This window comes from Sphaerisporangium sp. NPDC049003, assembly GCF_043197795.1.
In the GTDB taxonomy this organism is placed as follows: Bacteria; Actinomycetota; Actinomycetes; order Streptosporangiales; family Streptosporangiaceae; genus Sphaerisporangium.
The window spans coordinates 30,803-50,391 of the sequence record NZ_JBICTU010000008.1; the positions used below are offsets into that span (position 1 = coordinate 30,803).

Here is a 19,589-nt window from a genome sequence, read left to right on the forward strand (position 1 = left end):
ACGACGGCCGTCTTCCCCCGCCCCCCGCGGGGCCGGATTGAGAGGTGGCGTGTTGGGAGAGGGCGACCCCACACCGCTCGGCTACGTACGCACTCCCTCGGCCGGCCCTGCCGACCTGGCCTTCGAGGACGGGCGGCCCCTGCTCGCCGGTGAGGCCGCCGGTCTCCCCCTGAGCGCGGCCGACATCGTACGGCTCCGTCCCTTCGACGGGCTGCGCGTCCGCTGGCCCGAGGGACGGGCGGGGGTGCTGGAGACCATCTACGGCCTGGCCTCGGCCGGGGTCCCGGTGTACGCCGGCGAGGTGCCCGCCTGGGTCGGGCAGGCCGATGCCGGGCTCGCCCGGTTGCTCACCTCCTGGGCACCCGGCCCGCGCGACGAGTCGCTCCGGTCGGTGAGCGACCTGCGCAGGGAGGAGCACAGCCTGCGGCTGCGGCGTCACGCGACGCCTCCCGTGCGCCCGTCCGGCGCCTCCGTGCCGAAGGTCAGCGTGGTGATGTCGAGCAAACGGCCGCACCTGCTCGGGTCGGCGCTCGACCAGATCGCCCGCCAGCGCCACGTCGAGGTGGAGGTCCTGCTCGGGCTGCACGGCGTCCCCGCCTCTCAGCAGGACGTGCGCCGGGCGCTCGACGGCTTCCCGCTGCCGGTCACGGTGGTGGAGGCGGACGAGGCCACGCCGTTCGGCGAGGTGCTCAACCAGGCGGCGGCCAGGGCGAGCGGCGACGAGATCGCCAAATGGGACGACGACGACTGGTACTCCCCGGAGCACCTCTCCGACCTGCTGCTGGCCCGAGGGTACAGCGGGGCCGACATCGTGGGCACGACGGCGGAGTTCTTCTACCTGGAGCCGCTGAACGTCACGGTCCGCCGCACCGACTACACCAGCGAGATCTGGTCGGACCACGTCGCCGGCGGCACGATCTTCCTCGCTCGGGCGAAATTTCATGAAATAGGCGGGTTTGAGGGGGTGCCGCGGGCGGTGGACGCCCAGTTCCTGAAGACCGCCCACGCCGCCGGCGCCCGCATCTACCGCACCCAGGGCCTCGGCTACGTCCTGCGCCGATCGCTCGCCGCCGGCCACACCTGGCAGCTTCCCCTCGCGCATTTCCTGCGCGTCGCGGCGAACCAGTGGCGCGGTTTCCGCCCGAGCCGGATCCTGGAAGCCTCATGACACCACGGATCCGCGGTAACGACTACACGGTGCTCGACCCGCCCGCGCTCGGCGCCTGGACGCCGGCCCTGCGGGTGAGCGTCGTGGTTCCGGCCCACAACGGCCAGGAGAAGCTCGACCTGGCGCTCGCCGGTCTCTCCGTCCAGAGCTATCCCGGGGAACTGGTCGAGGTCGTCGTCGTCGACAACGGCAGCAGCCCGGCCCTGCGCCTGCCGCAGATCCGCCCGCCCGGCACCAGGCTGATCGTCTGCGACACGCCCGGGAGGGCCGACGCGCGCAACGCCGGGCTCGCCGCCGCGACCGGCGACGTGATCCACTGGCTCGACTCCGACGTGGTCGCCGACCGGCACGAGGTCGAGGCGCACATGCGCTGGCACCACCTCGCGCCGTACCTGGTGGTGACCAGCTACCTGCGGTTCACGACGGCCGCGCTGCCTCCGCCGGAGGTCGTGGCGGCGGCGGACGACCTCGCCAAGCTCTTCGAGCCCGCCGAGCCCCACGAGTGGCTGGTCGACCTGGTCCAGCGCACCAACGGCCTCACCGAGACCCCCAACCGCGCCTTCAGCCTCCACGTGGGCGGCGCCACCTCCGTGAACCGCCGGCTCATCGACGCCGCGGGGCCCATGGACGAGGAGCTCATCCTCGGCCAGGACACCGAGATGGGCTACCGCCTGGCACAGGCGGGGGCGGTGTTCGTCCCCGAGCCGCTGGCCAGGGGGTTCCACCTCGGGCCGTCGATGCGGATGCGCGACAAGCAGCCCATCGACCGGGTCAGCCACGCCCTGATCGGCGACCGCGTCCCGCAGTACCGCTGGCTCCGCGCCCATCCGACGCGCCAGTGGAAGGTGCCGTACCTGGAGGTCGTGGTCGAGGCCGAGGGCTACGAGGAGACCCGTGCCACCGTGGACGCCGTCCTCGCCGGCACGGTCCCCGACGTCTCGGTGCTGCTGACCGGCCCCTGGGACACCCTGGTCCCCGAGCGCCGGGCCCCCCTCACCGACCCCCGTCTCGACCTGACCCTCGTCCACGGCCACTACGCCCACGAGAGCCGGGTACGGCTCATGCCGTCCGAGGCCGAGCGACTCGCGCCGTTCCGGCTCCGCCTCCCGGCGGGCTGGGTGCCGGGGGAGGACACCCTCGCCCGCCTGCTCGACCTCGCGGTGGACGGCGGGTACGGCCTGGTCAGCGTGCTGCTCGCCGAGGCTCCTGAGGGCGTGGCCGAGGCCCGGCTGGAGCGCCGCTCCGCCTTCGCCCGCGCCGCCCTAGTCACCCACCCGGCCCCCGCCCCCGCCACGCGTCCGAACGGGGAAGGGGACGCGCGTCCGTACGGTGAGGCGGACGCCGGCCCGTACGGTGAGGCGGGCGCGCGTCCGTACGGTGAGGCGGACCTCGGCCCGTACGGGGAGGCGGACGCGCGGCGGTACGACGAAGCGGTGGACGACGTCTTCGGCTCGCTCTGGATCGACGGTGAGACGCTGGGCTTCCTGCCCGCCTCGGAGAGCTCCCCGGGCAAGGGCCGCCGGATGGCCTACCGCGCCAGGCTGGAGACCGAGGCCGAGGTGGTCAAGCTCACCAAGGAGGTCGAACGGCTGCGCGGCCAGGTGAGCAAGTGGCGCGAGGAGTCCGGCCGGTGGCGCAAGACCGCCGTCGATCTTCGCCGCGAGGTCGGCGGCCTGCGGAGGGAGGTCGCGGCGCTCAAGGCGAGCCGCCTGCGCACCATGATCAAACGACTTTCCGCCAGGCGGGCCGGATCATCGCGCCTGGACAACGGCTCCGCGCCGTCCCTGCCGCCCGAGGAGGAGACCGGCCCGCAGACCTCGCCGAGCACCGAGGGCCCCTCACCGCGGCCCGCCGGTTAGCGCCTCACCGCTCCGACCCCGATCAGCGAACCTCTGCCGGCGCCTGCCTGTGAGCGTCCCGCCCGCCGGCGCTTGCCTGTGAGCGTCCCGCCCGCCGGGCGTCCGCCTGTGAGCGCCCCTGCCGGCCGGCGTCTGTGTTCAGCGTCCGCGGAGGGCCGTACGCAGGCGGCTGGCCAGCCTCTCGCGTGCCGGGCGCGAGGCGGCGCGGGCGGGCTGGCGCGTATGCCCCGCCGGCTCCGGCCCTGGCCGGTCACCGGGGGCCGCATCGCTGACCTGCGGCTCCCCGGCCGGCGTGGCCGCAGGCTCTCCCGCCGGTGCGGACGTCGGCTCTCCGGCCGATGTGGTCCGCGCGGCCTCAGCCGTGTCGTCCCCGGCGGGCCTGGTCTTGGGCCTGTTCGCCAGGGGCCAGAATCGGCCGGCCTCGCCGCGGCGTACCCCGTGGGTCCGCTCGATCACCTCTGCGAGATCCTCGCCGGGCGCGGCGAGCAGGCGGGCGCGGTTGAGGGCGTCGGTGCGCTCCAGCCGCGCCGTGCGGCCGTCGGGGAACTCCACCACGAGCAGCCCGGCCCGTTCATCGGTGACCGCCTTGATCATCAGCTCCAGCGAACGGCGTCCCAGCGGCACGTCCACGGGACCGGTGTACCGGAACGGGATGGGAGCCGGGTCGGGGACGACCGCCGGGGCGATGCGGACGTTCTTGTCATACCGGAACTGCTCGTGCACCAGTCGCAGCTCGAAGTGAGGATCGTCGAGCACCGGGTGGCGGTCCTGGGTCAGTTCGGGCCACGGGCCGGCGAGCGTGACCGCCACATCGGGCAGGCTCCCGCCCAGCGCCGCGCTCACGGCCGCGCGCACCTCCGGCTCGGTGGAGCCCTCCGCGTCGAGCACCACCTCGACGTACGGCACCAGCCAGCTCCTGCCGCCCTCCTTGCGCAGGTCGCGGCGGAGCGGAATCCGATGGGCCAGGAACGGGGACACGACCCGGACGGTCGCCTCCTTGTCGACGCGCTGCGCCGGGATCCCGAGGTGGACGGCCCGCGCCTCCATGTCGGGGACGAACACGGCGCCGCTCATCGCGAGCCGGTAGGCGAACTCGGTGTCCTCGCCCCTGAGGACCTCGGGGTCCAGGCCGCCCACCTGGTAGAACAGGGAACGGCGGAACGAGACCGTGGGCCCGGTGCAGACGTGGTACGGGTTCTTGCTGGCACGCAGCCCGTCCAGGCGGCGGATGGTCGACTCGGTCGAGCTGGGCACGGCTCCTGACATGTCGAAGAGCGTGTCGAGCCCTCCCTCACGCACTGCCGCGTGCACCTCGGCCGCCGTCAGGGCGGGCTCCTTCACGAAGACCTTGGCGCCGATCGTCACCACGTAGTCGGTGAGGTGGTGCCAGCGCATGAGGGCCTCGATGTGCTCCCGGCAGACCACCATGTCCGCGTCGAGGCGCTGGACGATCTCCCCTCCGGCGGCCCGCACCCCGGTGTTCAGCGCGTGGGCCGTGCCCCAGCCGCCGGGCGCGCCCGGGACCAGGCGCGTGTGCTCAGGGCGGATCTCGGGCAGCCGCAGCGGCGGTTCGCTGCCGTCGTCGACGACCACGACTTCCATCAGGCCCGACGGGTATGTCTGCGCCGCCAGCGCGGCGAGCGTCAGGTCGAGGCGCCGCTGCCCGCCGTGGGCGGGGATGACCACGCTGACCGGCAGGCCCGGCGTCCACTCGCCCAGCGGGGGCGGGACCAGCGTGGAGTAGTCGTTGTGGCGGATGACGGGCCGGTCGCCCGCCCGGGTCGTGCTGGGGGTTCTCGGGGTGTCAGTCACGAGGAGGAAGCCCTTGCCTCAAGCGTTCGTCGGTGACGTGCTGTGGTGGCGCGATCGACGCGGCGGTCAGGATGGGCGCTCCTTCGGGTCCGGTTCGCCGCCGGGAGCCGACCCTATACAAGGAGCCTGTGAACTTCATAGGAGGCCCTGACACCTCACGATGACCGTCACCTGGGGATCCTTCAATGCCCATGGAATCCGTCCGGTAACCACGATCTTCGGCGTCACCCGGCACGTCCCCGCACCCCGCGTGCGCCCGTTCCCGGGCGCGCGGCCTTTCTCCGAAGAGCCTTCGACGGCCTACTTCGCGGGCGTCACGGGCGCCGGCGCTTCCGTACGGGCCGGCAGGGCGGGCCTCGTCGCGTCCGCCGACCCCGTGATCACCATGGGACGTTTCGCGGCGACCGGCGCCACCGCCTCCCGGCCCGTGACCTTCCCACCCGTGACCTTTCCGCCCGCGATCTTTCCGCCCGCGGGGTACCGTACGCGGCGGTAGGCCGTGATGAGCCGCCATGCCCGCGACCGGCGCAGCCGGGCGATCAGCTCGCGATACTCGGCGAGGCGGCCTTCGAGATGGCCCACCCGGTGCCTGAGGCGGGCCGCCTCGGCGCTCAGCTCGGCGTTGCGGCCGAGCAGATCCTCTCCGGCGCGCATGAGCGTGCCCTCGCGCGCGGCCATCTCGGCGCAGAGCGCCCGCAGTTCGCCGATCTCGCCGTGGAGGCGCCGCTCCCGCTGGAGGAACGCGGTCTCGGCCCGGCTCAGCGCGAAACCGGGTGTGCCGCGTCGCTCGTCCCGGCGTACCGCCACCCCGGCCAGGTGCTGCCGCAGCACGGTGAGCTCGCGGATCTCGAACAGGGGCTCCACCAGGTGACGGAGGCTGCCGTGGTAGAAGACCCGCCGCCGCTCGGCGTCGTCGTCCCGCCCGGGGCCCGCCGCGGCGAGCTCGGCGTCCTCGGGCCGCTCGGCGCTTCCTGCCCGGGCGAGCCGCAGGACCTCCTCGCTCACGCCGTACGGCACCGTGAACACGAGCGTCGCCCCCGGCCGGAGCGTCCGGTGGAGCTCACTGAGGACCTGGACGGGATCCCCGACGCGGTCGAGGATCTCCCCGGCGACCGCCGCGTCGAACGCGCCGTCCGGAACGCCGTCCAGGCCGTGCCCGTCGCCCACCGTGAAGTCCGTGCGCGACGCCACGTCGGCCGGGAGCCGGTCGCGGCGGCGGCGCGCGTGCGCGATGGCGGGCGGCTCGACGTCGATCCCGCTCACCCGGTCGCCCCGCTCGGCGAGCAGCAGCGTGAGCTCACTGTCGTCGCAGCCCAGATCGAGCACGGTGACGGGGCGCCCCGGGCGGCTCGCGGGCAGGTGGTCGAGGATCCAGTGCACGCGGTCGAGGCGCCCGGCCTCCCGTACGTCCGTGCCGCGTGCCGCGTGGACGTTCGCGATGTCATGAGGGGCCGGGTTCACTTCGGTGCCGTGACAAGCGTGGAAGACCTGGTCGTCGGTCACGGCGACGTTTCCCCTCCGGGCGTCATGATGTCGCCCCCGCTTTCGGGGACTGTGGTCGCCCAAGTCTGGTGGAAAAGATGCTAAAGAGACAGTGAGGATTTCGGGGGTTCTTCAGGGGTGCGGTCTTGCCCGCATTCGGCGCCGGGGCGAGCGAGCCTGCCCGAGGATTGGTGTCAACGGTTTACAAAGGTGGTCCAGCCTGTGGACAGGCGACGCGGAGGGGGGTCCACCCCCCGTAGACTCGTTGCCTGATACCGCTGGTAGCGGACCCAATGGTTACGCGCCGTCGGGCCCGCTTCGCGCTGGGCCGGGCGCGGGAGGAGCATCCAATGTTCAGGGCGTGGCGTGGCCTTATCGAGGAATACCGTGACCGGCTCCCCGTGACCACGACGACGCCCGTGGTCACTTTGCTCGAAGGCGGCACACCGCTGGTCCCCGCCAGGCGCGTCTCCGCCCTCACCGGGTGTGAGGTCCATCTCAAGGTGGAGGGGCTCAACCCCACCGGCAGTTTCAAGGACCGCGGCATGACCGTGGCGATCAGCAAGGCCCTCGAAGAGGGCGCCAAGGCGGTCATCTGCGCCTCCACGGGCAACACCAGCGCCTCAGCCGCCGCCTACGCCGTACGGGCCGGGCTGACCTGCGCGGTCCTCGTGCCGCGAGGCAAGATCGCGATGGGCAAGCTGGCCCAGGCCCTCGTCCACGGCGCCAAGCTGCTCCAGGTCGACGGCTCCTTCGACGACTGCCTCGACATGACGAGGAAGCTCGCGGAGAACTACCCCATCGCCCTGGTCAACTCGGTCAACCCCCACCGGCTCCAGGGGCAGAAGACCGCGGCCTTCGAGATCGTCGACGCCCTCGGCGACGCGCCCGACGTGCACTGCATCCCCGTCGGCAACGCCGGCAACATCTCGGCCTACTGGATGGGCTACCGCGAGTACGCCGCCGACGGCGCGGCCACCAGGACCCCGCGCATGCTGGGCTTCCAGGCCAGCGGAGCGGCGCCCATCGTCAACGGCGCGCCCGTCACCCACCCGCACACCATCGCCACGGCTATCCGCATCGGCAACCCGGCCTCCTGGAAGCTCGCCGAGGCCGCACGCGACGAGTCCGGCGGAGCCATCCAGGCCGTCACCGACCGGCAGATCGCCGCGGCGTACAAGCTTCTCGCCCAAGAGGAGGGCGTGTTCGTCGAGCTGGCCTCGGCCGCGAGCGTGGCGGGCCTGCTCCAGGCCCACGAGCAGGGGCTGCTCCGCCAGGGCGAGCGCGTCGTCTGCACCGTCACGGGCAACGGCCTGAAGGACCCCGACTGGGCGATCTCCGGAGCCCCGACCCCGCTGACGATCCCCGTCGACGCCTTCGCGGCCGCCGCCGCCCTTGAGCTCGCCTGACGCGTTCGCGATCACCCGAGCCCGACGAGAACGACCATTCGCGATCACCCGAGCCCGACGAAAGACCGTTCGCGATCCCCGGCCCCGAGGCGACGACCCGTTCGCGATCGCCAGAGCCCGACGAGACAACGAGGAAACGCATGGCAACGAGCAACACCGTCGTCGTCCGCGTGCCCGCCACCAGCGCGAATCTCGGCCCGGGCTTCGACTCGCTGGGCCTCGCGCTCGCCCTGTACGACGAGGTCGAGGCCGGCCTCGTCGACCGGGTGCCCTCGGGCGGCAGTGCCGTCGAGGTCCAGGTCGAGGGCGAGGGGGCGGGGGAGCTCGACACCGGCGAGGGTCACCTGATCGTGAGGGCGATGCGCGCCACCTTCGACCGCGCCGGCGTGCCGCAGCCATTGGGCGTCCGGCTGCGGTGCCTCAACCGCATCCCGCACGCCCGTGGGCTCGGTTCCTCCTCCGCCGCCATCTGCGCGGGGATCATGGCCGCCCGGGCGCTCGCCGCGCCCGGGATGCCGGACGACGAGGTGTTCGCGCTGGCCACCGAGATCGAGGGCCACCCCGACAACGTCGCGCCATGCCTTTCCGGAGGTCTCACCATCGCGTGGACCGACCTGTCCGGAACTCCGCGTAAGCTGAAGTTGAGCCCGCATGGGGGCGTCCGACCTGTGGTGTGTGTGCCGAGAACCCGGCTCTCCACCGAGGAGGCGCGCGGGCTACTGCCGAAGGACGTGCCGCATGCCGACGCAGCGGCGAACGCCGGACGCGCCGCCCTGCTCATCGCGGCGCTCACCCAGCGGCCGGAGAGCGGGTTGTTGCTCGCCGCCACCGAAGACCGTTTGCATCAGACCTACCGCGCGCCTGCGATGCCGGGCACGGCTGATCTGGTAGAACGTCTCCGCGTGGCCGGGGTGCCCGCCGTTGTGTCGGGAGCCGGACCGACGGTTCTTGTGTTCGGAACGACGGATACCCATGATTTGATCGCGTCGGAAGTGGGTAGTGACTGGCACATCCAGCCATTGGACGTCGACCAGTCTGGCGCGAGCGTTCAGTTTCCCGAGACACGCTGATGCATCTTCGACCTTCAGGGAATAGCAGTGTGCGCTGGTGATGTTAGGCTGATAGCCGCACCAGATGCCCCCGTTGCGGGTGCGTGCTTGTCAGCCATACATCGCTGGATCGCGCCTTCCGTCGCAAGACGTAGGCCGCACAGCGGGCTTCCCGAATTGATCACCTCCGGTTGGTCCACATCCGGTTGGCGCGTCGAGAAGCGGCGTAATCGGGGACATGCGCGTTCGACGGACATCGACATCTGGTCGGCGGTAACCAGCCGGGGGGAGACCCCCGGGCCCCCAACGGCTCGCGAATCTCGACGGTGACGGCCATGTGCCGGTTCGACGCACCGGCTTCCCGACACCTTAGGAATTCGTACAGCCCGACCCGGTCTGTCCCGCCGGGTCGCACCACCGGGACGCCTGGCTGATCGTGGCCGACGCCCGACCCCTGGGAAGGACCTTTTAGTTGAGCGACACCACCGAACTCCTCTCCGACGTCTCCGGCGCAGTGCCGCCGGTCGCCGGCGACACCCCCACCCGCGCCGCGGCCAAGCCGCGCCGTCGCTCCGGCACCGGCCTGTCCGCCATGGTGCTGCCCGAGTTGCAGGCTCTCGCGTCGAGTCTGGGCATCAGCGGGACCGGACGGATGCGTAAGAGCCAGCTCATCGCGGCCATCCAGGAGAAGCAGGGCGTAACTGCTGACGGTGCCTCTACCTCCGCCGAGCCCAAGGCCGCGCCGGCTCCCACGGTCACGGCCGCGCCTGCGGTCACCGCGGAGCCGGTAGCCGAGCGACCGGCCCGTACCCGCCGGGAACGTTCCCGCCCCGCACCGGTCGAGACCGTCGTCGAGACCCGCGAAGAGCGGGCCTCCGTCGTGGAGGCGCAGGCCGTCGAGCAGGCTCCCGTCGCCGCCGCGTCCGCCCCCGCTTCCGCGCCCGTCGAGGCCGGTCAGCCCGACACGCGTCCCGAGCGCGGCGAGTCCCGCCGTGAGCGCGGCGAGCGCGGCGAGCGCCGTGGCCGGGGCAACGACCGTCGCGACCGTGGCGACAACCGCCCCGACAACCGCAACGACAACAGCCGTCCCGAGCAGCGCGCCGCCGACGCGGGCGACGCTCCGGGCCGTCGTGAGCAGTCCCGTGACCAGGGTCGCGAGCAGACGCGCGACCAGGGCCGTGACCAGTCCCGTGACCAAGGTCGTGACCAGGGCCGTGAGCAGACGCGCGACCAGTCCCGTGGCCAGTCCCGTGACCAGGGTCCCGACCCGCAGGGCGACGACGACCGCCGCGGCCGCCGTGGCCGGTTCAGGGAGCGCAACCGTCGTGGCCGCGACCGCTTCGACAGCAACGAGCCCGTGATCGGTGACGACGACGTCCTCATCCCGATCGCCGGCATCCTCGACATCCTCGACAACTACGCGTTCGTGCGCACCAGCGGATACCTGCCGGGCTCCAACGACGTGTACGTCTCGCTGGCGCAGATCCGCCGAAACGGCCTGCGTAAGGGCGACGTCATCACCGGTGCCGTCCGCCAGCCGCGTGACGGCGAGCGCCGCGAGAAGTTCAACGCCCTCGTGCGGCTCGACACCGTCAACGGCATGGACCCCGAGCAGGGGCGCAACCGGCCGGACTTCTCCAAGCTGACCCCGCTGTACCCGCAGGAGCGGCTGCGCCTGGAGACCGACCCCAGCATCCTGACGACCCGCATCATCGACCTGGTCGCTCCCATCGGCAAGGGCCAGCGTGGTCTCATCGTCTCCCCGCCGAAGGCCGGCAAGACGATGGTGCTCCAGGCGATCGCCAACGCGATCACCCGGAACAACCCCGAGTGCCACCTGATGGTCGTCCTCGTGGACGAGCGTCCGGAAGAGGTCACCGACATGCAGAGGTCGGTGAAGGGCGAGGTCATCCACTCGACCTTCGACCGTCCCGCCGAGGACCACACCACCGTCGCCGAGCTCGCCATCGAGCGCGCCAAGCGGCTGGTGGAGCTGGGCCACGACGTGGTCGTGCTCCTCGACTCCATCACCCGCCTCGGCCGCGCGTACAACCTCGCGGCCCCGGCGTCCGGGCGCATCCTGTCCGGTGGTGTCGACTCGACCGCGCTGTACCCGCCCAAGCGGTTCTTCGGCGCGGCCCGCAACATCGAGAACGGCGGCTCGCTGACGATCCTCGCCACGGCGCTGGTGGAGACCGGCTCCAAGATGGACGAGGTCATCTTCGAGGAGTTCAAGGGCACCGGCAACGCCGAGCTCAAGCTCAACCGCTCCCTGGCCGACAAGCGCATCTTCCCCGCGGTGGACGTCGACGCGTCCGGCACCCGTAAGGAAGAGATCCTGATGTCCAGGGACGAGCTGCAGATCGTCTGGAAGCTGCGTCGCGTGCTTCACGCCCTCGACATGCAGCAGGCGCTTGAGCTCCTGCTGGAGAAGATGCGGGAGACGCAGTCCAACGCGGAGTTCCTGCTCCAGGTCCAGAAGACCACGGTCAGCTCCGAGCGCGACTAGCACGACCAGCGCGACCAGTTAGAGCAGTACGACCGCCGTGACGGCGGATGAAGGCGGGGCGGAGGGCCGGATGGCCCGCCGCCCCTTCTTCGTGTCCGGCCCGGCGGCGCTCCCGTCCGTCGAGGTGGGGCTGTCCCCACACTAGGACTCACGCCTTCCCCATGGCATCGGGGCCGGGGACTTGGCAGGCTCGTACCGTCCGGTCGCGTGACGGCACCCGACCGGGTGCCCGACAGGAGGAGCCACAGGATGACTGCCGAGGCGGCGGTGACAGGGCGCCCCCCGTTGCGCGAACGGGTGCCGTTGGGGCCCCGCGGGCCTCTCGGCCTGCTCGTCGACCCCATGACCTGGCGGGCCGCGCCGTACCTGATGGTCAGCATCGCCTTCGGCGTCACCTGGTTCGTGATCCTCGCGACGGCCGTGCCCGCCGCGCTGACGCTGGTCCTGGTCTGGATCGGACTGCCGCTGCTGGTGCTGACGATGCTGCTGTGGCGCGGGGGAGCCATGCTGGAGCGGCGTCTCCTGCGGCTCGCTCTGGGCGTCACCATTCCCGATCCCTACCGGCCGAGGCCCGAGCGGGGGCTCGGCGCGCATCTGGGGTGGCTGTTCGGCGACCTGGCCACCTGGAAGGACCTCGGTTACCTGCTGCTCCTGTTCCCGCTCGGCCTGGTCGAGTTCTTCGTGTCGCTGACGCTGTGGGTGTGCTCCATCGGGTTCCTCGTCCAGCCGGTCCTCGTGGCCATGGGCCAGACGACCTCGATCACCGACCGGCTGGTGATCGACAGCGTGCCCGGGTCGCTGCCGTGGGCCTTCCTCGGGCTGCTCCTCCTGGTCGCAACGCTCTACATCGTCCGGGCCATGGCCTGGCTCCACGGCACGCTGGCCACCGCGCTCCTCGGTCCCGGCGACGAGGCGCGGGTCATGCACCTGCGGGCGAGCCGGGCCCGTGGCGTGGACGCCGCCGAGGCTGAGCGGCGCAGGATCGAGCGCGACCTGCACGACGGGGCCCAGCAGCGGCTGCTCTCGGTGGCCATGGACCTCGGAAGGGCCCAGGCGAAGCTCGACTCCCATCCCGAGGAGGCTCGGGAGCTGCTCGCCCAGGCCCATGCGGGGACCAAGGCCGCGATCACCGAGTTACGCGATCTCGCGCGCGGCATCTACCCGGCAATCCTCACCGACAGGGGCCTCGACGCGGCGCTCTCCGCGCTCGCCGCCCGGGCGCCGGTCCGCGTCGAGGTGTCGGTCGAGATCACCGAACGGCCGCCCGCGGCGGTCGAGAGCATCGCGTACTTCATCGTCGCCGAGTCGCTGACCAACATCGCCAGGCATTCGGTGGCCACGGAGGCGTCGGTCAAGGTGAGCCGCGAGCACGACCGCGTGGTGGTCGAGGTACGGGACAACGGCGTCGGCGGCGCGGAGGCACGACCGGGGGGCGGGCTCGCCGGGCTCGCCGACCGCGCGGCGACGATCGACGGCTCGCTGACCGTCGAAAGCCCGCCGGGCGGCCCCACGCTCGTCCGCGCCCGGCTACCGTACGAATGGTGACGGTCCTCATGTGGCGGGCGCCATGCGGGTGGTGATCGCGGAGGACTCCGTCCTGCTGCGCGAAGGCATGATCAGGCTGCTCGCCGACGGCGGTATCGACACGGTCGCCGCGACGGGCGACGGCCCCGGGCTGGTCGAGGCCGTGCGCGTCTACCAGCCCGATCTCGCGGTCGTCGACGTGCGCATGCCGCCGAGCCACACCGACGAGGGTCTCCGGGCGGCGCTCGCGGCCCGTGCGCTGGTGCCCGGCCTGCCCGTGCTGGTGCTCTCCCAGTACGTCGAGGAGCGGTACGCCACCGAGCTCATCGGGCGCGGCGCGGCGGCGGTGGGCTACCTGCTCAAGGAGCGGGTAGCCGACGTGGCCGAGTTCCTCGACGCGGTGCGCCGGGTCGCCTCGGGCGGTACGGTCATCGACCCCGAGGTCGTCATGCAACTGCTGAGCCGCCACCGGCACGACCGGCCGACCGACTCGCTGACCGCCAGGGAGTCGGAGGTGCTGGGGCTGATGGCGGAGGGCCGGTCCAACAACGCGATCGCCGGGCGGTTGCGCGTCACCGAGGGCGCGGTCGAGAAGCACATCTCCGGCATCTTCGGTAAGCTCGGTCTCGACCCCACGCCCGACGACCACCGCCGGGTGCTCGCGGTCCTGGCCTATCTCGGCCACGGCTGACAGGGCGATGCCGATCGTCACCGGGCGCGCGGAGCCCGCCGCGGCCGTGCGGCGCGGGCGGGCGCGCGTGGAACTCGTGGGAGAAGCCTGACCCGGGGATTGCGCAACGCTTACCGCCAGGTGTTGAATTTTTGGGAAATATTGGGGTGCGCTGGCTTAGGCTCGGCAGGCCGCCGGAGATCGCTCCGGTGGTGCCGTGTCAGGGTCCTGTCCCGCCCGGGAACGGGTCCCTCCCGCCCGGGAATGATCGATGGCCTGGTGTGGTTACAGGATCTGGCACACTGGTAGCCGAACCACGGCGGTTCCGGTTCCCGCCCGCCCGCGCGTCACCTGACCGCGAGAGACGAAGGCGACCCGGCGACCGCGCCAGAGAGGATTGAAATGAAGCCCGACATTCACCCGGAGTACGGCATCACGCAGGTGACGTGCAGCTGTGGCAGCAGCTTCACCACCCGCAGCACCGCCAAGAACGGCGTCATCCACGCCGACGTGTGCTCGGCCTGCCACCCGTTCTACACGGGCAAGCAGAAGATCCTGGACACCGGTGGCCGGGTCGCCCGCTTCGAGAAGCGTTTCGGCAAGAAGCCCGCGAGCAAGTAGCTCGGCGAGAAGCGCCGGCTCGGAATCGTCCCCCTTTCCGGGGGGCGTGCCCGGGTCGGCGTTCTTGGTGATGGCCCCGGTTCTTGCCTGTTCGTGATGGAAGAAGGACACACGGTGAACCTCGACGAGTTGCTCAACGAGTACGCGGAGCTTGAGCAGAAGCTCGCCGACCCCGCCGTGCACGCCGACCAGAACCAGGCACGGACCCTCGGCAAGCGCTACGCGCAGCTGACGCCCATCGTCTCCACCTACCGTGAGCTCGAAGGCGTGCGCGACGACCTTCAGGCCGCCAAGGAGCTCGCCGGCGAGGACCCGGCCTTCGCCGAGGAGGCCGTCGAGCTCGAAGGCCGCATCTCCCCGCTGGAGGAGCGGCTCACGCACCTGCTCGTCCCGCGCGACCCCAACGACGACAAAGACATCATCATGGAGATCAAGGCCGGCGAGGGCGGCGAGGAGTCCGCCCTGTTCGCCGGGGACCTGCTCCGCATGTATCTCCGGTACGCCGAGCGCGTCGGCTGGAAGACCGAGATCATCGACGCGCAGCACTCCGACCTCGGCGGCTACAAGGACGTCACGGTCGCGGTGAAGGGCAAGGGCGCCGACGGGGTCTGGTCGCGCCTGAAGTTCGAGGGCGGGGTCCACCGGGTCCAGCGTGTCCCGGTCACCGAGTCGCAGGGCCGCATCCACACCTCCGCCGCCGGTGTCCTCGTGTACCCCGAGGCGGAGGACGTCGAGGTGCAGATCGACCCCAACGACCTCCGCATCGACGTGTTCCGCAGCTCCGGTCCCGGCGGGCAGAGCGTCAACACCACCGACTCGGCCGTGCGCATCACCCACGTGCCGACCGGCGTGGTCGTCTCCTGCCAGAACGAGAAGAGCCAGTTGCAGAACAAGGAGTCCGCCCTGCGGATCCTGCGCGCGCGGCTGCTGTCCATCGCCCAGGAGGAGGCCGACGCCGCGGCCTCGGCCGAGCGGAAGTCGCAGGTGCGCACGGTCGACCGCTCCGAGCGCGTCCGCACCTACAACTTCCCGGAGAACCGCATCTCCGACCACCGCGTAGGGTTCAAGGCCTACAACCTCGACCACGTCCTCGACGGCGATCTCTCCGCGGTCATACAGGCACTGACGGACGCCGAGATGGCGGACAAGCTCGCCTCCCACTCGTAACGACACAATCGACGAAAACTCCCATGACCCTCCTGATGGACGAGATAGCGCTCGCCACCGCCCGGCTCGCCGAGGCGGGTGTGCCCTCACCGCGAACCGACGCTGAGGAGATCGCGGCGTTCGTCCATGGCGTGCGGCGTGGCCAGCTCCACACGGTGCCCGATTCGGAGTTCGACGCGCTGTTCTGGGAGGGCATCGCGCGGCGCGAGGCACGGGAGCCGTTGCAGCACATCACCGGGCGCGCCTACTTCCGTTATCTGTCGCTGGAGGTCGGTCCGGGCGTCTTCGTGCCCCGTCCCGAGACCGAGGTGGTTGCGGGCTGGGCGATCGACCGGCTACGCGAGATGGACGTCGCGTCCCCGGTCGTGGTCGACCTCGGCACCGGCTCGGGGGCCATCGCCCTGTCGATCGCCCAGGAGGTCGCGCTCGCCCAGGTACACGCGGTCGAGGTCGATCCGGTGGCGTACGGCTGGGCCAAGCAGAACATCGTGGAGCATGGTCAGGGCCGCGTGTCCCTCCACCCCGAGGATCTCGCCGACTGCCTTCCCGAGCTCGACGGCCAGGTGGACCTGGTCGTCTCCAACCCGCCATACATCCCTCCGGGGGCCGTGCCACGCGATCCCGAGGTGCGCGACTACGATCCGTCCCGCGCCCTGTACGGCTCGGGGGAGGACGGTCTTGACGAGGTACGCGCGGTCGAGCGTACGGCCCGGCGGTTACTGCGTCCCGGCGGCCTGGTGGCCGTCGAGCACGCCGACCAGCAGGGATCGGCCGTCTACCTCGTGTTCTCCGAGGAACGTGGCTGGCGGGACGCTCGCAACAACGCCGATCTCGCCAACCGCGATCGTTTCGTCACGGCACGATTCGGCCAGGAATAGGGGCCCGCGCACCGGTCACCCGGCGCCGGGGCCCCACCCACTTGGGAGGATGAGAAGTCGTGAGTCGACGCTATGACTCTTCGAACATAGAGGAGCGTGCCGCAGGGCTGGCCGACGCGGCGTCGGCCATCCGGGCCGGCGAGCTCGTGGTCATACCGACGGACACGGTCTACGGCATCGGGGCCGACGCCTTCACCCCGTCGGCGGTCGCCGACCTGCTGGAGGCCAAGGGGCGCGGCAGAGACATGCCCGTCCCCGTCCTGGTCGGCACCGTCCGCGCGGCGGCCGCCCTGGTCGAGGATCTCGGCATGTACGGGCAAGATCTGATCGACTCGTTCTGGCCGGGCCCGCTGACGCTGGTCTGCCGGGCGAGCCGCTCGCTCAACTGGGACCTCGGGGACTCCAAGGGCACGGTCGCGATCCGGATGCCGCTGCACGCGGTCGCGCTGGAGTTGCTGAAGGAGACGGGGCCCATGGCGGTGAGCAGCGCCAACCGGTCCGGCGCGCCGCCCGCGACGACCGCGGCGGACGCCGAGGAGCAGCTGGGGGAGTCGGTCACGGTCTACCTCGACGGCGGCGCGTGCGCCGACAACACGCCTTCCACGATCATCGACCTGACGACGCCCGTGCCCCGGGTGCTGCGCAAGGGCGCCATCTCGGTCGAGAAGCTGCGGAGCGTGATCGGGTACGTCGCGACGGACGCCGACCCGGAGCCGGAGCCGGAGAAGTCGGAGCCTGATAAGTCGGAAGTGTCCGACAAGGCCGACCTCACCGGGACTGATCTCACGGATAAGAGCGACCTCGCGAACAAGAGTGACCTCACCGACAAGGCGGACCTCGCCGACAAGGATGATCTTGCGGACAAGGGTGACCTGATCGGGAAGGTCGACCAGGCTGACAAGCCGGATCAGGCCGACGACAAGCCCGAGACGGTCGGCAAGGGCGACGGGCCGGTCGTGAGCGATCCCGCGGAGAAGATCGACCGAGCCGGCCCGGCCGACTCGGAGACGCCCGAAAAGTCCGGCCCGGCGGACGCCACGAAGAAAGACGGCTGACGCTGCGCGGGGACGCGTGTGGCGGCGCCTGGGCCACGGCTCGTGCGCCGCTCCCTTCCCTCGTGACTCATGCCGTATGGCTATCGTCGAGGCGTACAGGCGGTACGTCTCAGTACCGTGATGTGCGTCTGTGCTCTTGAGCGACGGGCTGGAGCGAGGGAGCATAGCTGCGAGCGGGCGAGAGCCCTCTCTGACGCGGACCAGGGGGAGCGGCGATCCACGAGCACCGGGAGACGCCCATGGGCAAGCTGGACGGAATGGACCCGAAGCTGGTCCGTGACCTGTTGGCAGAGGTCGGGCGTGCGGGCACGCAGATGCGCACCGTCGAGTCCCGCATCACCCAGCTGACGAGCGCGGCCGGTCTTTCGGTCCCGGCGACCCACAGGCCCGCCCAGGTGGCGGACGCGGGAGACACGCTGGTCAAGGATGTCGGAGCCCGGCTCGTCCTTCTGGAGAAGAAGGAAAAGCAGAACGATCCGGTGACCGGCCCCAAGGGCATGAAGCCGACCGCGCCTGACAAGCAGGACTCGAAGGCTAAGGACGACAAGTCCGAAAAGGGTGATAAGTCTGACAAGGCCAACAAGGATGGCACTCCCACCTCCGACACCCAGGACGGGTCGCACAAGCAAGACGCCCCGAAGTCCGACAAGGGCCAGGCACCCAAGGCCGACAAGCCGGACAAGGACCACACCCCGAAGTCCGACAAGGACGACGCCCCCAAGGCCGACAAGAGCGACCCAAGCAAGAACGACAGGGACAAGCACGACACCCCGAAGGCCGACAAGGATCACACTCCCAAGGCTGAAAAGGACCCGGCTCCCAAGGCCGACGGGCAGGACAAGACCCACAAGGTGGAGTCTCCGCAGGCCGAGAAGCCCGAGAAGCACGAGTCTCCCAAGGCCGACCAGACCGATCCGTCCCCGAAGGCCGACAAGCCGGACAAGCACGAGGCGCCCAAGGGCGACACCTCGGACCCCAGTCCGAAGGCCGGCAAGCCGGACCACACGCCCAAGCCCGAGCATTCCGACAGGCAGGACGCCCCGCAGGCGGATAGGCCCGACAAGCAGGACGCTAACAAGATCGACGGCTCGGACCCCAGCCCGACGGCTGAAAAATCCGACCCCGCCCCCAAGGCCGATCCTGCTCCCCAGGCTGATCCGGCGCCTACGGGCGATTCGACGCCTCACGCTGATTCCGCACCCCCGGCTGATCCGGCGCCTACGGGGGACTCCGCTCCTAACGGTGATTCCGCGCCCAAGGCTGATTCGGTTCCGACGGGGGATCAGTCGCAGGTCGTGCCTTCGGGTGGGGCCGATGGGCAGCTGGATACGCCGAACGCTGACAATCCCAACGACATCGACACCACGCAGGAGCGCACGCGGGTGATCGACGTCGACGGTGTGAGGGTCGTCGAGGTCACCATGAAGCCGCCCAGCGCGGAGCATCTCCACTGGCTGACCCAGAACATGGACAAGATCCCCCCGCTGGAACAGCCGGTGGTCGTCCCTCCCGACGGGGCCGCGCCTGGTCATCCCCACGCGGACGGGCCCGTCGGCTACATCCAGCCTGACGACCCGTCCGGCTCGGCCAAGCCGTCCGCCCCCCTCGCCCCGGATTCGGGTGGAGACGCGACAGAGCAGGGCCTCGCGGCGCCTCAGGCCGCCGTCCAGCCCGGTCAGCACGTCCAGTCAGGGGTTTACGCCCCCGGCGATGAGGCGGCCCGGAACGGCGCTTACAGCGGCGGCGGCCCCGGCGACGTCGAGACGGGTTCCGTTGAAGTCGGTGGCGCCTTCCCGTCGCATGGTCCCGGTTCGCCGGCCGGGTGGCGGGAAGAGTCCGAGTCGCCGCCGGACGGGTGGGGTTCGAGCTCGTCGTCCGAGGCCGCGGGCGACGTGACATCGCCGTCCGGTTCGTAGAGGAGGGCCGCCCGAGATGTATGCCGACCCGCCGGCGCCGAAGCCGCTCCAGCCCGGGGAGACGCCGCCCGCGTCGTCCTCGTCCGACCCGTTCAGCCCGGACGGCCAGGCGAGCAACTGGAGGTTCAACCCCGAGTACCAGAAGCTCGTGGACCTCTGGCAGCAGACGCAGCCGTTGCTCGAAGGGCTCACCACCTCGCTCGACAAGGCGTACCAGATGGCCCGCAGCCGGGACGTCTGGGACGCGCCGGTCGCCGAGCGGTACGTCCAGGACATGACCGAGTGGCGCAACCGTCTCGGCATGTACCGCCAGGCCGTGCTGACCGCGATCAGCGACCAGGCGGCGGACACCCCCCGCTGGGTGCCGACCGCGTCCACCGCTCCCCACGCCTACAGCTGATCACCGCCCCGGGAGTCCCCGTGAGCCCCCGGAAGTCCTCAGAAGTGCGGTGACCTGGCATGACGAGGCA

14 protein-coding genes and 1 pseudogene are annotated in these 19,589 nt (G+C 71.2%); 13 read left to right on the forward strand and 2 right to left on the reverse strand.

Features of this window, described 5'->3' with window-relative positions:
• The first annotated feature begins 52 nt into the window (after window positions 1-52).
• Both ACGFIV_RS10650 and ACGFIV_RS10655 read left to right on the forward strand, forming a co-directional pair.
• The gene (locus tag ACGFIV_RS10650; protein WP_392833896.1) at window positions 53-1,168 is read left to right on the forward strand and encodes a glycosyltransferase family 2 protein; all 1,116 of its coding nucleotides are present in this window, start codon (window positions 53-55) and stop codon (window positions 1,166-1,168) included.
• Entirely contained in the window at window positions 1,165-3,027 is a 1,863-nt protein-coding gene (locus tag ACGFIV_RS10655; protein WP_392833898.1) for a glycosyltransferase, read from the forward strand. The genes ACGFIV_RS10650 and ACGFIV_RS10655 overlap by 4 nt, the downstream gene beginning before the upstream one ends.
• Before the next feature lie 138 nt (window positions 3,028-3,165).
• On the opposite strand, the gene ACGFIV_RS10660 is transcribed toward ACGFIV_RS10655, so the two are convergent.
• Together ACGFIV_RS10660 and ACGFIV_RS10665 are read right to left on the reverse strand one after the other, a co-directional pair.
• Window positions 3,166-4,839, reverse strand: a complete 1,674-nt coding sequence (locus tag ACGFIV_RS10660) for a glycosyltransferase (RefSeq protein ID WP_392833901.1) — start codon at window positions 4,837-4,839, stop codon at window positions 3,166-3,168.
• 300 nt (window positions 4,840-5,139) lie between these two features.
• Complete coding sequence (locus ACGFIV_RS10665) at window positions 5,140-6,342, reverse strand: class I SAM-dependent methyltransferase (RefSeq protein WP_392833904.1); 1,203 nt, start codon at window positions 6,340-6,342, stop codon at window positions 5,140-5,142.
• Window positions 6,343-6,671: 329 nt separating this feature from the next.
• On the opposite strand from ACGFIV_RS10665, the gene thrC reads away from it, so the two are divergent.
• The 11 genes and pseudogenes from thrC to ACGFIV_RS10720 all read left to right on the forward strand — a co-directional run bounded on the left by thrC (window position 6,672) and on the right by ACGFIV_RS10720 (window position 19,519).
• Window positions 6,672-7,730 (forward strand): threonine synthase, encoded by a 1,059-nt coding sequence (gene thrC, locus ACGFIV_RS10670; protein WP_358551059.1) that lies wholly within the window; start codon window positions 6,672-6,674, stop codon window positions 7,728-7,730.
• Between the two features lie 140 nt (window positions 7,731-7,870).
• Window positions 7,871-8,800: a homoserine kinase gene (thrB, locus tag ACGFIV_RS10675; RefSeq protein ID WP_358551061.1), complete on the forward strand. Its 930-nt coding sequence runs from the start codon at window positions 7,871-7,873 to the stop codon at window positions 8,798-8,800.
• A gap of 451 nt (window positions 8,801-9,251) precedes the next feature.
• Window positions 9,252-11,288, forward strand: coding sequence for a transcription termination factor Rho (gene rho, locus ACGFIV_RS10680; protein WP_392833909.1), 2,037 nt, complete (start codon window positions 9,252-9,254; stop codon window positions 11,286-11,288).
• A gap of 249 nt (window positions 11,289-11,537) precedes the next feature.
• A complete protein-coding gene (locus ACGFIV_RS10685) occupies window positions 11,538-12,833 on the forward strand; it encodes a sensor domain-containing protein (RefSeq protein ID WP_358551066.1) in 1,296 nt (431 codons plus the stop codon).
• A 22-nt stretch (window positions 12,834-12,855) separates the two neighbouring features.
• Window positions 12,856-13,503 carry a response regulator transcription factor gene (locus ACGFIV_RS10690; RefSeq protein ID WP_358551129.1) on the forward strand — a complete coding sequence of 216 codons (648 nt, stop codon included), beginning with the start codon at window positions 12,856-12,858 and terminating at the stop codon, window positions 13,501-13,503.
• Window positions 13,504-13,884: 381 nt separating this feature from the next.
• Entirely contained in the window at window positions 13,885-14,103 is a 219-nt protein-coding gene (rpmE, locus tag ACGFIV_RS10695) for a 50S ribosomal protein L31 (protein ID WP_358551068.1), read from the forward strand.
• A gap of 96 nt (window positions 14,104-14,199) precedes the next feature.
• Complete coding sequence (gene prfA, locus ACGFIV_RS10700) at window positions 14,200-15,270, forward strand: peptide chain release factor 1 (protein ID WP_358551070.1); 1,071 nt, start codon at window positions 14,200-14,202, stop codon at window positions 15,268-15,270.
• Window positions 15,271-15,293: 23 nt separating this feature from the next.
• Complete coding sequence (prmC, locus tag ACGFIV_RS10705) at window positions 15,294-16,148, forward strand: peptide chain release factor N(5)-glutamine methyltransferase (RefSeq protein WP_358551072.1); 855 nt, start codon at window positions 15,294-15,296, stop codon at window positions 16,146-16,148.
• 59 nt (window positions 16,149-16,207) lie between these two features.
• A pseudogene (locus tag ACGFIV_RS10710) lies at window positions 16,208-16,841 on the forward strand (L-threonylcarbamoyladenylate synthase); the annotation flags it as partial.
• 601 nt (window positions 16,842-17,442) lie between these two features.
• Window positions 17,443-19,119: a hypothetical protein gene (locus ACGFIV_RS10715; RefSeq protein WP_392833916.1), complete on the forward strand. Its 1,677-nt coding sequence runs from the start codon at window positions 17,443-17,445 to the stop codon at window positions 19,117-19,119.
• A gap of 16 nt (window positions 19,120-19,135) precedes the next feature.
• A complete protein-coding gene (locus ACGFIV_RS10720; protein ID WP_358551076.1) occupies window positions 19,136-19,519 on the forward strand; it encodes a hypothetical protein in 384 nt (127 codons plus the stop codon).
• The last annotated feature ends 70 nt before the right edge of the window (window positions 19,520-19,589 follow it).

Coding starts and splice junctions, on each gene's coding strand:
- prfA (WP_358551070.1), top strand. CDS start 14,200: ATGGAAGAAGGACACACGGTGAACCTCGACGAGTTGCTCAACGAGTAC.
- ACGFIV_RS10720 (WP_358551076.1), top strand. CDS start 19,136: ATGTATGCCGACCCGCCGGCGCCGAAGCCGCTCCAGCCCGGGGAGACG.
- ACGFIV_RS10715 (WP_392833916.1), top strand. CDS start 17,443: ATGGGCAAGCTGGACGGAATGGACCCGAAGCTGGTCCGTGACCTGTTG.
- thrC (WP_358551059.1), top strand. CDS start 6,672: ATGTTCAGGGCGTGGCGTGGCCTTATCGAGGAATACCGTGACCGGCTC.
- thrB (WP_358551061.1), top strand. CDS start 7,871: ATGGCAACGAGCAACACCGTCGTCGTCCGCGTGCCCGCCACCAGCGCG.
- ACGFIV_RS10690 (WP_358551129.1), top strand. CDS start 12,856: ATGCGGGTGGTGATCGCGGAGGACTCCGTCCTGCTGCGCGAAGGCATG.
- ACGFIV_RS10685 (WP_358551066.1), top strand. CDS start 11,538: ATGACTGCCGAGGCGGCGGTGACAGGGCGCCCCCCGTTGCGCGAACGG.
- ACGFIV_RS10655 (WP_392833898.1), top strand. CDS start 1,165: ATGACACCACGGATCCGCGGTAACGACTACACGGTGCTCGACCCGCCC.
- rpmE (WP_358551068.1), top strand. CDS start 13,885: ATGAAGCCCGACATTCACCCGGAGTACGGCATCACGCAGGTGACGTGC.
- prmC (WP_358551072.1), top strand. CDS start 15,294: ATGACCCTCCTGATGGACGAGATAGCGCTCGCCACCGCCCGGCTCGCC.